The sequence below is a fragment of the Gilliamella sp. LMG 34359 genome (assembly GCF_984569085.1).
The window spans coordinates 1,024,291-1,036,418 of record NZ_OZ474906.1; the positions used below are offsets into that span (position 1 = coordinate 1,024,291).

13 protein-coding genes and 1 other RNA gene are annotated in these 12,128 nt (G+C 29.6%); 2 read left to right on the forward strand and 12 right to left on the reverse strand.

The features are described 5' to 3' along the window. Positions 1-1,104: 1,104 nt before the first annotated feature. The 9 genes from AC5LXV_RS04820 to AC5LXV_RS04860 form a co-directional block, all read right to left on the reverse strand. Positions 1,105-2,700 carry a hypothetical protein gene (locus AC5LXV_RS04820; RefSeq protein WP_493467515.1) on the reverse strand — a complete coding sequence of 532 codons (1,596 nt, stop codon included), beginning with the start codon at positions 2,698-2,700 and terminating at the stop codon, positions 1,105-1,107. Further along, positions 2,693-2,914, reverse strand: coding sequence for an ABC-three component system middle component 7 (locus AC5LXV_RS04825; protein ID WP_493467516.1), 222 nt, complete (start codon positions 2,912-2,914; stop codon positions 2,693-2,695). The genes AC5LXV_RS04820 and AC5LXV_RS04825 overlap by 8 nt, the downstream gene beginning before the upstream one ends. Next, a complete protein-coding gene (locus AC5LXV_RS04830; protein WP_493467517.1) occupies positions 2,911-3,687 on the reverse strand; it encodes an ABC-three component system protein in 777 nt (258 codons plus the stop codon). The genes AC5LXV_RS04825 and AC5LXV_RS04830 overlap by 4 nt, the downstream gene beginning before the upstream one ends. Before the next feature lie 207 nt (positions 3,688-3,894). After that, positions 3,895-5,544: a DUF927 domain-containing protein gene (locus AC5LXV_RS04835; protein WP_493467518.1), complete on the reverse strand. Its 1,650-nt coding sequence runs from the start codon at positions 5,542-5,544 to the stop codon at positions 3,895-3,897. 175 nt (positions 5,545-5,719) lie between these two features. Further along, positions 5,720-6,487, reverse strand: a complete 768-nt coding sequence (locus AC5LXV_RS04840) for a hypothetical protein (RefSeq protein ID WP_493467519.1) — start codon at positions 6,485-6,487, stop codon at positions 5,720-5,722. Positions 6,488-6,603: 116 nt separating this feature from the next. Next, the gene (locus AC5LXV_RS04845; RefSeq protein WP_493445898.1) at positions 6,604-6,819 is read right to left on the reverse strand and encodes a helix-turn-helix transcriptional regulator; all 216 of its coding nucleotides are present in this window, start codon (positions 6,817-6,819) and stop codon (positions 6,604-6,606) included. Beyond that, entirely contained in the window at positions 6,812-7,132 is a 321-nt protein-coding gene (locus tag AC5LXV_RS04850) for a hypothetical protein (protein ID WP_493445899.1), read from the reverse strand. Before AC5LXV_RS04850 ends, AC5LXV_RS04845 begins: the two co-directional genes overlap by 8 nt. A 151-nt stretch (positions 7,133-7,283) precedes the next feature. Next, positions 7,284-7,742, reverse strand: coding sequence for a JAB domain-containing protein (locus tag AC5LXV_RS04855; RefSeq protein ID WP_493467520.1), 459 nt, complete (start codon positions 7,740-7,742; stop codon positions 7,284-7,286). Continuing rightward, on the reverse strand, positions 7,739-8,263 hold the full coding sequence (locus tag AC5LXV_RS04860; RefSeq protein ID WP_086320811.1) for a hypothetical protein: 525 nt from the start codon (positions 8,261-8,263) through the stop codon (positions 7,739-7,741). Before AC5LXV_RS04860 ends, AC5LXV_RS04855 begins: the two co-directional genes overlap by 4 nt. A gap of 250 nt (positions 8,264-8,513) precedes the next feature. On the opposite strand from AC5LXV_RS04860, the gene AC5LXV_RS04865 reads away from it, so the two are divergent. Next, positions 8,514-8,909 carry a hypothetical protein gene (locus AC5LXV_RS04865; protein WP_086320810.1) on the forward strand — a complete coding sequence of 132 codons (396 nt, stop codon included), beginning with the start codon at positions 8,514-8,516 and terminating at the stop codon, positions 8,907-8,909. Positions 8,910-8,923: 14 nt separating this feature from the next. On the opposite strand, the gene AC5LXV_RS04870 is transcribed toward AC5LXV_RS04865, so the two are convergent. Further along, entirely contained in the window at positions 8,924-9,307 is a 384-nt protein-coding gene (locus AC5LXV_RS04870; RefSeq protein ID WP_034915655.1) for a helix-turn-helix domain-containing protein, read from the reverse strand. A 173-nt stretch (positions 9,308-9,480) separates the two neighbouring features. Between AC5LXV_RS04870 and AC5LXV_RS04875 the strand changes: the two genes are divergently transcribed. Next, positions 9,481-10,203 carry an outer membrane protein gene (locus AC5LXV_RS04875; protein ID WP_086320809.1) on the forward strand — a complete coding sequence of 241 codons (723 nt, stop codon included), beginning with the start codon at positions 9,481-9,483 and terminating at the stop codon, positions 10,201-10,203. 145 nt (positions 10,204-10,348) lie between these two features. Here AC5LXV_RS04875 and AC5LXV_RS04880 read toward each other — a convergent pair whose 3' ends face one another. Both AC5LXV_RS04880 and ssrA read right to left on the reverse strand, forming a co-directional pair. Beyond that, on the reverse strand, positions 10,349-11,578 hold the full coding sequence (locus tag AC5LXV_RS04880) for an integrase domain-containing protein (protein ID WP_086320808.1): 1,230 nt from the start codon (positions 11,576-11,578) through the stop codon (positions 10,349-10,351). A gap of 175 nt (positions 11,579-11,753) precedes the next feature. Continuing rightward, positions 11,754-12,118, reverse strand: a transfer-messenger RNA (tmRNA) gene (ssrA, locus tag AC5LXV_RS04885). Positions 12,119-12,128 lie beyond the last annotated feature (10 nt).

A 12,128-nucleotide genomic window follows, 5' to 3' on the forward strand; every position in this document is an offset into this window, starting at 1 on the left:
TTTTTTATTATCTAAAAAAAACTAAAGGTATAAATATGAAAAAGGACGATAAGAGAAATCATCAAATAAATTTAGCTACATTATTAACTAACGAATTTAATGACATATTTTTTGTTATCTAGTTTTTAAAATCTCCAAAACTAGAAAGTGTAATGGAGATTTTGCGTGAAATTCATTAAAGTTGATTTGTTTATTATCAATAAGCATTTAAACCTCGCAATAAATAGTTTTTAGGTCATGATATATTATGTGGAGAATGAGTCAATAATTTTCAGATATCTAAATAAGGTTATGAAAGTATAAAACAAAACTAGGTGGCATAAAGTAAGCCTCTCCTACCTACAGCATAATCCATTCTGTATTATGTGTAGAGAGCAAGGCAGATATGAGCCAGCAACAGCAGTGGATCATATAATCCCGCATAAACTAGACAGGCATTAATAGCTAAAGACCCGGTAAAGATTAAAAGAGCACAGCAACTATTCTGGGATTCATCTAACTGGCAAGGATTATGAAATATTCATCACTCGAGTACTCAGCAGAGGATAGAGAATAAAGGCACAAAGATGGGGTGGGACATTCCAGTATCTTACTGATGCTTAATGAATAACAAAATAGGCTTTAAGCCTTGTGTTTATTGATTTTGATGTGTTTTAAATGATTTAAAAGAATGTTACGCTGGCGTCAGTTGAATTTTATATTTAGTGTTTTGATTAATAATAACATTATTATTTTATTAAATTGAAATATAACTAAACATATAACTATGATAAGTAACTTCAATATCATATGTTCTAATTCTACAGCATTCTTCTTTCGAGTTTTTGACAGGGATTATGTTTATCTAGAAAATCTATCATTTCACGAGCATTAAGTGTTAAGCCTGGCTTGTAACCAATTTTGTCACTAAAAAATGATCTAAAAGATGTATTTGTTGTAATCCATGTTCCCATAAAGCTTGCCTTTAAATTTAAAAAAGCTAGTTCATCGTAGTGAAAAACGATAATGTACAATTACTATATTTATTATCTTTCACCAGAATTTCGAGTACAACGCTAATAATGCTCTGTTAGACAATCAGAGGGTGTGCATACACAAAAGCTTTTAAAGCTTCGTTTTCCAATTAATCTTAAATGCCGTATTATCTTTATCCAATTTTAGAAACATTGAATCGGAAACTATTTTTTGCATTTCTTTTTTATACTTTTTGACTTCATCAATCGAAATAAATATCTGCTTTTCAAATGAACAATAAGTACCTATTAAGTTTTCAACCGCAGAAATACCTAAATTTTTAAATAATAAACTATCATGAATAAGGCACGGTAGAAGTGTATTATCTAGAAAAGCTAAGTCCAATGATATTAAATTAGAAAATCCTTTACCAGTTCCTCTATCATCACCACAATCAAATATATATTTTTTATTATTAATGAGTAATTTTGGTTCTATTGGGTTGTTTGGATATATTTTTTTTATAAAAATAGCCAATGATTTATTAATTATTATTTGAATTCTAGAAATTGACTCTACTAAGATTGTATTAATATTTGTATTAATATAATCAATTTCTTTTTTTAAATTATCACTTAATTCAAAATATTTATTTTGAATCTTTAGAGTTTTTTGTTCCTGATCTGACTCTAGAAGAATATCCAACAAAACACTATTTTTATTATCTAATTCAATATTTTTTTTGAGTTTAGAGTCAATACTATCTATTTGGCTATTTATAAAATCTAAATCCTCTGACAATTTCGCTTTATCAATCTTCAATTGTTCATTTAATATCGTAGCTATACCGTTATGAAATTTATCAATATTATTTAACTTATCAATATTAATTGAAGGGATTAATTCAATTATGGCAGCTAATGCGCTAGTATCTTTCCCTTTTTTTAACATATTACTTTCTATTCTATGTAAGCTTACTTTTGTTTTCTGTAATAATTTTAATAGCTTTTCTTTTTCTACCATCAAATTATAATTGTCATCATTTAAAATTTTATTTATATCAGTTATATTTAAGCTCAATGTCTCTTTCAAATTACTTATTTTAGAATTTAAGGTTTCAATAGTAATTTTATTTTTTTCGAATTGTTTCTTTGTTATTTTTTTAACAGAGCCTGAATTGAATGTTCCATTAATATCCATTCTATTTTTTTCTTTAGCTTTTTTATTACTTTCTAACAACTCTATCTTTTTGTACTCATCAAAAAATTTGAGCAATCTTTTCTTTATTGGCAACCAAGGTTCCTTTGGAACAATATGTAATGGTTCTTTCTCATTATAGTTATTTCTTTGATAAATACGGAAAAATGCACTCACACACTCACGAAAACTTAGTTCAAGTTTATCCAACCCATACATCACTTGTAAAAAACTTCTATACTGTTCAAGTTGCCAAATTTCATTGTTATCTAAACATAATACATTATTAGGATTGTTAGTATTTCTTAAAAAGGAGTAAATTTTATCGAACTCAAATATTATTTTTATATCAAAATGACCTATATTTTTTATAACATCATCACATTTTTCTGGAAAATCATCCCCAGCAAATGCAAAATCGATAAGCATTAACACTGAAGATTTTCCTATTGAATTATGAGCATCATCAGCACCAACAAGTGTATTTAATCCTTCTTTAAATAGTAAAGAAGTTTGAGTTAATTTTTCGCACTCTATCGACTTAAGCAATTTTAATTACCTCATTATCTAAATCTAACTCGATTTTTCCTAAAATAAATAGAACATCTAGTGCTTGAATAAAATCAGGTAGATCAATTAAATATTTCTTTGTTCTATTATATAACTCTATCGGAGGTATGTCGTTTTCAACGAGAGGTAATAGTTTTGTCGCTTTAAACAAACTACTTTCGGATACTTTTATAGTTTTATTTGGTAATATCATGATGAAAATACTTCACAATTTTGTATAAAAAAAGATACCAAAATTTCAGCTTTCGCCAATTCATTTATTTTAGTTTTTACCATAAACCACTGACACATATTTACATAAATTTGATCTTGATTTAGATTCTGCATTTTTAATGCAAGATAGTAACTTTTTACTTGCTGAAAAATAAAATCAGTCTTAGCTTTATTTTCTAGTTCCAAAATTTTAAATGATTCACTTATGGGAGTGTAATACATTTTAATATATTCTGCTGTTTTAATTTCATTCGGTAGACTAAATGTATCGTTTGTTTTATTCGATAGAGACAAAGCATCTAAACTAAGTATTGTATTTTTTATATCTTCTTTATTTAATGAGCTTATTTTTTCAGCGACAATACAAATATCTTGATGTAAACTTTGATTATTCCACACATCTTCCATTTTCTTTATTTTAATAATTTCTTCTTTTATTGCGACTAGTCGACGATAATCATCCACTGTTTTATTTGTGTCATATTTTTTATGGCAGGGCTTACACAATGTGATAAGATTATCTTCACTGTCAATCTCTTGTGTTATTTTTTTTTCATTTAATAACAGTTGTTTTTCACTCTCAGTGGGATTAAGCGGGTAAATGTGAGCAACATCAAAACCTCGAACATTAGACTTATTAGTCTTTTTCACCATCAATGAACAATTACATATAGGGCAGCGGCTTTGAACCTCTGAAAGCAAATACATTTTTGAAGTATCATTAACATCTTTTCTATCTGTTTTTTTTGTCAATGAACTCACCTCAATTTAATTAATACAAAAAATATGAAAATGCTTTCTACAATTAGAACCATCAGACGACACAAAATGTCACAAGTAATCGGTTTATAATAATTAATAATTATGGTGAAGTCTAATAATTTAATCGGCATAATTGTACAGTTATGATAGAGCAACTCCTTGCTAACAAAAATGTTAGCAAGGATAGGCATTAAAGCATTATAAATCGTATTTAATGCAGTATCTCCTCTCAATCGCTTTACTAGTCTTATAGCCTTTGAGTTTATAGCGAATCTGTCTTGTATACTTTAGTTTTCCGCATGGTTCTTCTTGTGTTAATAACATGCCCTTGTGCGCCAAATATCTCAGAAAAGCTTTAACATCTTGTTCACCACATATTTGTTGTAAGTATTTCTGGGTAACAGCTAAAATAGATTGATTATTAACTTTACATCGAACTATATCAAACGATTTAATATCTTTTTCAGTATACTTGCCACTATTATCAAGCAAATCAACATAATCCTGTTGTTTAAGATTATTTAAAACGTCAAGATAACGTTGTTCATGTTCAGGGATACATTGTGAATAGCGATAGCATTTAGTTATACCATTCAATATATCCTTCCGTTGAAATGGTAATACCTTATATTTAGCAGCAAGACAACCTGCTGCATATACAAGAGCAAATTTATCGGCAATTCTCACTTCAATACCATTATTTAAATCAACTTTGATATTCTTCTTGAAATAATTAATTCGTTTATCAATAAAATTAACAACATGGGTTTTATTTTTATTAAGCCCTTCTATTAAGCACTCCAAGAAATGATATTTAGCATTACCATAGTAACTTTTACAATTTAATGCTAAATGTTGTACAAACTCAGATGTAGATGGGAATCCATCAGGTAAGCTTTCTAGAATACCGTATTTTTTATCAATTTCTGCAGGTATATCAATAACACGAACTTTTTCGCCATTAAGTTTTTCAGAACCACCCTCAACAGCGTATTGATGTAAACTCTTCTCTCCATTACTTAATATAAACGCTCGCCATTCAGCCGTTCTTTCTTGATAACGTTTTGCTTTAACTTTTCCTTTGCCATTGGCAAAAACATAAATAGTCTTTTGGAGTCGGCTTGCTCTTTGTTTTGCTGTATCAGCAATAGTTTGAGCGTCATCTAAAATCAATAAAGAATCATTATTTCTTTCGGATAACTCCTCCATTCCAGTTTCAGTAACATTCCACTTTTCATTATTTGAATAGTGACCAATAACAGATGCTGCAACATATGTCATAATGCTTTTACCTAAAGAACTACGACCATAAATATGGAATCCTCCATTTTCAATAGAAGTTAACGAACAAATTATTCCAGTAAATGGCAAACATATAGAAAGCATTAGTAAAGGGCTATTATGAGCATATTGTGCAACATGCTGTTGCCATTCTTTCAACGAACCTTTTTGATCATTGTTAATGGATGAGAAAGAAATACTTGGGTGTAACAAAGGACCATACATTCCTTCTGTTTGACCAATCACTTTTCCACTGATATCAAGATAATTATTACCAACAAAACCGGGACGATAGCTCAATAATATTTTATTCTTTGTTAAAGAACTTAACTCTAAACTTATATTTTTCCAATAAAGAGAGGTATTTTCTGAAGTATCATAAAAAATGTAACCATGTGCAATACAATCATTTTTCAATTTCCGTGGGTCACAAACTATTTCAGCCTCAATTAACCGTTTACAAGGTTTTTGTGGATCATCTGTCGAGTGTTCGATATAAATATATACTTTACTAATTATTTCAGAAATAACTGTTCGTCCTAAACATCTAATAAAGTTTTTTTTCATTTGACGCCTCTTTTGGGGTGATTGGGTGATTGAATCACCCAATCACCCAAATAAATTTAAAAAATACATAACATAATGTAGTGTTCAGAATTAAGTAGTGTTGTAAGCCAATAATGCTATAACTAGTACTTTGAATACGATAACTACACTAAATAATGTAATAACTAGGATTCAACTAGCTTTTTCTATTTAAATTTTTAGTAAAATTAGGTAAACGAATACCATATTTAAATATCAAGTTATTAAAGCCAAAATAATCAAATTTGATTAATCCAATAACCTTTTGTCTATCTTTCAATGATATTTTTCTAGTGTATCTTTTACCTTGGTACCTGTAAGAACAGACCATTTGAGGCATAAACTTAAACAAATAACTAATCTGCTTAAATGGATCATTTAATCTTTGAATTAAGATAGGGCGTTTTCTAACACTTTTTCTTATTGAATGTCTGTTTATATTACGAGCAATAGAACGTAAGCATTCAATTGTTTTAGTGTTATCAGACGTAATTAGATGAAAATGAGGTAACCAAGCATTAATATCTTGATGATAATCAAGCTCAAAACAACCAATAATAGGAGAATTTATACCTATGTTTCGTATTCGATGGTAAAAATTATTTTTATACTTTTCAATATTAAAATATTTTAAATCATCATCAGTTAAGTAATTATAATCAATGATAGAAACTATTAATGAATTTTTACCTTTGTAATATTCTTGTATATAAGGTATTAATTTTAACCGTAGTTCACGTTTACATACATGACACGAAGGACTACAACAAGGCTCTGTTGGATAACAGGACCTTAGAATCTCCATTAATTGATATCTTTTGTTTGGACAAGGCAAGTTTTCTTTGCGAAGAAAAGTAATAACTTCAGCTTTATTTTCTTCAGCCGAAAATAAAGACTCGAAATTTGAGTATTGAATTTTTTGCATAGTTTTAGTACCATACACAGGTACATAAATAGACTTTATTCCTATTTATGTATTAATTTGAGTAGTTATATATTTAATTGCGGGAACAATTAAATATATAAATAAAGCTACTGATGTTAGTTTTTTTTAGTCGAAATTGGCTTCACTTTGCAACGGTCTAGCCAATTCTCGATTTCCATTAAGTTAAATGCAATACGCCTCTTTCCTAATTTGTATACATGAAACTCCCCTTTATTTGCTAAAAGCATTAAAGTATTCCGACAAAGTTTTGTCATTTTCTGTAACTCAGAAATAGTAATAAATCTGAACGTATTTGATTTTTCGTTAATCATCTAAATCATCCTCTTCTTTTTGTTTACGCACTCTAGCTGCCCCTAATCTGGCAAAATTTTTTAAAGAATCTGTTGAAATAAATACAAAATTATCGTCAGGATCAAGAAAGCTACACCATCCAAGATTAGCCATTTTGATAAATAAATCTTCAATAAAATGCCTTGGGAACCGAGTTACGTCAGCTGCCAATTTCACAGTATCTTTTGACATTCGAAATCTGCTAATAGTTTTATTATTCTCCTGATTAAAAGATTTCCATGAACCCAAAATATATTTCGAACATCTTTCAACAATATTCTCATTAATATTCATAATATGAATCTCCTAATAATATAAATGTTATAACGATATATTAGATATCTATAAATCAATCTACATCAATAATAAGTAAATTGCAATATTAAATGCCAATTTATATAAAATAAATGCCAATTTACATTAAACAAATATCATATAAAAGGCCTTAAAATAAATTTAATTCTTTTATAGAAAGGATTTCATGCTTGCCAACAATAAAATGATCTAAAACTGTAACATCTATTAGGGATAAAACTTGTTCTATTTTTTTTGTTAGTCGAATGTCTTGTTGGCTTGGTTTGCATTCACCACTAGGGTGGTTATGAACTAAAATAACTGATATAGCATTATACATAAGTGTTTGCTTTGCTATTTCTCTAGGATATACACTCGTTTCATTTATTGTCCCTCTAAATAGTTCTTCAAATGTAATAACTTGATTTTGCTGATTTAAATATAAAACACCAAACATTTCGTATTCATATAAACCAAAGTTTAAAATAAAATAATCTTTTACATCATTAGGACAACATAGTTTTTTGCCCGTGTGTATATATTTAGCAATAATAGCTTTAGCTTGATTAATAATATCTAGGTCATGTTCATTAATAGTTACTATCGTCATCTTACACGCTCAAAAAAATAGATATCATCTAAACCTAGCTGATAGCGATTTTGTGTATTATTAATTGAAAATGAACTTAGACGTGCTTTATTAAAGCTTGAACTATCCAGAAAATGGATGAAATGCTTATCAATATGGCTAACAACACTCCAATGATATTGAGTACCGATGATAACTGAGGTTGATTGACCATCTTTTTTGTTAAGAAATTGATTTATTTCCTTAAATAATTGAGTTTTTTTTATGTGAAATTTAGAACGATAAGGCATACTTATTTGTATTGGATAATGTTGCCGATAATAGCCTTTTGCTAAAACAGACTCAATTAAACTATCCATTTCAACATTACTCATTCCCGTATCAACTAAATCAATAAGATTATGTTGATGATGAAACTCATTAACCAACTTAAGATACAATAATTTACGTTTTATTTTACCTTTATAAAGGTAGGAAACCATATTCACTAAACTGTAAATACCACAAAAATTATCTAAGTCTCCTTGTTTGGATAGTTTCATCTATTGTTAATTTACTATTCATTTTGTTATGTTTTTATAATGTTAATTATAACAAAAAAGTAACAAAAAGTAAATTTTATTTAATTAAATCAGGTGTTTAATTAAATTGTTTGATTGTTTTTTTAAGTTGTAATTTATTTAACCAGTCCATTATTTAATATTCTTGTAAATTTAACTTAGCAAAACTAAAACAATATTTTGTGTTTACATAATTATGATATAACCAATTCAAGCCCAAAAAGGAGTGTATATGAAATTGCAATTTAAACATAAAAAGTCTAACTGTAATAAACTATCTAATCATCTTTCTGATCTTTTTAATAAGCTAATTAATAATAATCCACAAGCTTGTGAAACCAATGAAATAGCACAAGGTTTTGGTGAATTTGGTTTAAGTATTACTAATCCTATTCCTGTAAATAGCATACAGGGAATTGAAGATTACTTATCTCATCTACGTTTAAATAATGGTGCAAAAATAAGTTGGAAAAGGATAGGAAGTACAGGTGCTGATAATATTAGTAATGTTATTGATATATATGAAATCATGACCTATAAAGGTGAAACAATTACTGATTTATATATATCACCCTATCATTTAAAAACGTCTAACAAAGCTCCAAAGGGTTTTAAAATCTTAAAATAAAAACTTATTTTTTATTACATTGTATCAATCAAAATGATAATTGCCCGTTTTTGTTCAACTGATAACATATCCCAACGTTGTAATAAACGGGCTTTTAGGTCATTTTGTGTAGAATAATATCCCGTTTTGTTTTCACTTACTTTATTGGAACTATTAAAGATATAACTTTGTTCTTCATCAATAAGAAACCAACTTATTGGTGTATTTAATTTATGTGCAATTTTAGTTAAATGATCCAGATTAATTTTATTAATCCCTCTTTCGTAGCGAGATAATTGTTGAGTTGATAACTCAACTCGTTCAGATAACTCCGCTATAGTTAAATTATTTTCTTTTCTACAGTGTTGTATGCGCTTTCCTACTTTTTTATCTATATCAGATACAGGTACTTTTGCCATTAATTGTCTTTGCTCATAACTAAAATTTAAATTGGTATTTATTGTCGAGATGTTAGTCTTTTTATTAAATATCCTTTATTGATGTAAAATTAAATAAATGAATCAATTATTGATACTTTTGCGTTTTTAATTTATACTTTTAAAAGTCAATTTCGGCAAAATAAGGAATAAAAATGAAGAAATCGTTAATTACAATAGCTTTTTTAACAAGTATAAGTAGTTTTTCTTATGCAGAAACATCAGGCCTTTATATTAATGGTCAAATAGGTGCAAGTTGGCTAAAAGCAAAAAGCATAGAGCATCACTTTAATGAGGACGATATAAATCCTAGTCATTTAAGATTTGGATCTCAAAATAAGACAGTCCTTAGTGGTGGTGTAGGAATTGGATATAACTTTAAACCTCAATTTAGTATCCCTATTCGCACTGAATTGATGTTTACTAAACGTGGTAATTTAAATAAAAATACCAATTCGCGAAATGTGTCATATATCGATGACGATGGAGATGCGCAAACTGCTAATTACTATTTACGCATAAAAACACGTATGAATACATTAATGTTAAATACCTATTATGATATTGATACAGGAACTGATTTCACACCTTATGCATCACTAGGTGTTGGTACTGCATTTTTGAAATATGAACGAACAGGACTGGTAAAAGGCGGAGACAACGAGGATGCCGATACTGATTCCAAAAGCAAAACTCGCTTTGCCTACTCTGCAGGTATTGGGGCTTCTTATAAAATAACGGACAATTGGTCTACAGATTTACAGGCTCGATATACTTACGGAGGAAAAGTAAGTGTATCAACTAATGATAATAGCTCAAATTCATCATTAAAACTTAGCACAACTGATTTAACAATTGGTGTTCGTTATTCATTTTAGCAAAGAAAAGGGCAATATAGCCCTTTTTATAGAGAAACATTATGTATTTCTTATTTTTTAGTGAATTTTGTAGGAGTAACCGTGTTTTCTTTTAGCCCTAATAGCTAAACTAGTAATCATAATAGAACAAAATTGAACAACATCGCTAAACTACCATACTTAATGGTTTATAACTTGATTTTGACTGCTCGACAAAATTTCCCCACCATTGCATCATTTCAATTCTTTGTTCAAGGTAAACGGCTCGATTATAAGCTCGGCGAACCTCATTTTTATCAACATGAGCAAGGGCCGCTTCTATTACATCAGGAGGAAAACCATTCTCATTAAGTGCTGTAGATGCAATAGAACGAAATCCATGAGCAACTAATCGACCAGCAAAACCTATCCGTTTAATTACAGCATTAACAGTCTGACTGTTCATTGGTTTATTATGAGGTGATTTCATACTAGGGAAAACATATTCGCGATGCCCACTAATGGGTTTCATGATTTGCAAAATATCAATTGCTTGAGAGGATAAAGGAATTATATGTTCTCGTCCCATTTTCATTCTTTCAGCTGGTATAATCCAACAATTATTGTTGAGATCAATTTCACACCATTTTGTTCCTGTTGCTTCTGTTGGTCTCGTCATTGTATAAAGTTGCCAAAATAATAAGCACCAAGTCTGCTTTTCTATATTTGCGGTACTCAATGCACTTAACAATTCAGGCAATTGTTCAGGTCGTAGTGCTGGCATATTTTTTACAACAGGATTAGCAAATGCCGCTGTGATTTTGGATGCTGGATTAGCATCTATCAAACCAACATTAACCGCATAATACATAACCTCATTAATTCGTTGGCATATTCGTCGAATAGATTCTAGCTTTCCTTGTTGTTTAATTGGTTCAAGAGCATTTATAAAGTCTCTTGCTTTAATTTCAGTGATAGCAATACTACCTATATAAGGTAGTACATGTAATTCTAAAGAACGCCAAATATCTTTTAATGTATCAGCTTTTAAATTAGATGAAGATTTTAATTTAAACCAATCAGTAGCAACCTTTTCAAAAGTATTGTTCTGTTCATCTCTAAGTAGTTTTAGTTGATCTTTTTTATATTGTTGAGGATCTATTCCTTTGGCAAGAAGTTGTCTTGCTTCATCTCTTTTTAGCCTAGCATCAGCTAAACTAATCTCAGGGTATGATCCAAAACTCACAAGAGTTCTTACTTTAGATGTGGGATGGTAATAATTAAAACGCCAAATCTTTGTACCAATTGACTTAACGAGTAAATACAAACCATTCCCATCAGATAAAGTGTAATCTTTTTCTAACGGCTTGGCTGTTCTGATTTTAGTATCTGTGAGTGGTGTAGTTATACGTGCCATAGTTATATATTTATAGTTATACGTTGATGTTGTGTTTTTAGCGTATAACTAATTATATAACTAAAACTATTGATTGTCACTGAATTAACATAATACTTATTGACATAAAAACACTATAAAACATTTGGATTATAGTGAGTTAATGATGGTTGGTGAATTTTAATGAACAGTATGGTGGTGGAGCTGGCGGGAGTTGAACCCGCGTCCGAAATCTCTACATCCTTGGTACTACATGCGTAGTTTGTCTTTAAATTTCGCTTACCCGCTGCGGACAAACACGCCACTGATAAACTAGCTTGATTAAATTTAATGCTTCCGCCCCAAGCAAGGCTTCCACACGATCTCGTTTAGGTTTGACTCCTCTTGATCCCCGTCCTACGAGCGGAGGCTAGGGAGAGAAGGCTCTATGCAGGTTATTAAGCTGCTAGTGCGTAGTTTTCGTCGTTTGCGACTATTTTTTTGCGGTTTATTTACGAGGCCTACCGCACCTCGGCATGCACCTTGGGTTTCGCAAATCCCGTCGAATCCAGAATCAGCCCCAAATGTGGTA

What these genes read in the sequence shown, in the direction of transcription:
- AC5LXV_RS04845 (WP_493445898.1), bottom strand. Translation starts at nt 6,819, where the DNA reads ATGATTAACGAAAAATCAAATACGTTCAGATTTATTACTATTTCTGAG.
- AC5LXV_RS04880 (WP_086320808.1), bottom strand. Translation starts at nt 11,578, where the DNA reads ATGGCACGTATAACTACACCACTCACAGATACTAAAATCAGAACAGCC.
- AC5LXV_RS04840 (WP_493467519.1), bottom strand. Translation starts at nt 6,487, where the DNA reads ATGCAAAAAATTCAATACTCAAATTTCGAGTCTTTATTTTCGGCTGAA.
- AC5LXV_RS04860 (WP_086320811.1), bottom strand. Translation starts at nt 8,263, where the DNA reads ATGAAACTATCCAAACAAGGAGACTTAGATAATTTTTGTGGTATTTAC.
- AC5LXV_RS04850 (WP_493445899.1), bottom strand. Translation starts at nt 7,132, where the DNA reads ATGAATATTAATGAGAATATTGTTGAAAGATGTTCGAAATATATTTTG.
- AC5LXV_RS04870 (WP_034915655.1), bottom strand. Translation starts at nt 9,307, where the DNA reads ATGGCAAAAGTACCTGTATCTGATATAGATAAAAAAGTAGGAAAGCGC.
- AC5LXV_RS04865 (WP_086320810.1), top strand. Translation starts at nt 8,514, where the DNA reads ATGAAATTGCAATTTAAACATAAAAAGTCTAACTGTAATAAACTATCT.
- AC5LXV_RS04825 (WP_493467516.1), bottom strand. Translation starts at nt 2,914, where the DNA reads ATGATATTACCAAATAAAACTATAAAAGTATCCGAAAGTAGTTTGTTT.
- AC5LXV_RS04855 (WP_493467520.1), bottom strand. Translation starts at nt 7,742, where the DNA reads ATGACGATAGTAACTATTAATGAACATGACCTAGATATTATTAATCAA.
- AC5LXV_RS04835 (WP_493467518.1), bottom strand. Translation starts at nt 5,544, where the DNA reads ATGAAAAAAAACTTTATTAGATGTTTAGGACGAACAGTTATTTCTGAA.
- AC5LXV_RS04875 (WP_086320809.1), top strand. Translation starts at nt 9,481, where the DNA reads ATGAAGAAATCGTTAATTACAATAGCTTTTTTAACAAGTATAAGTAGT.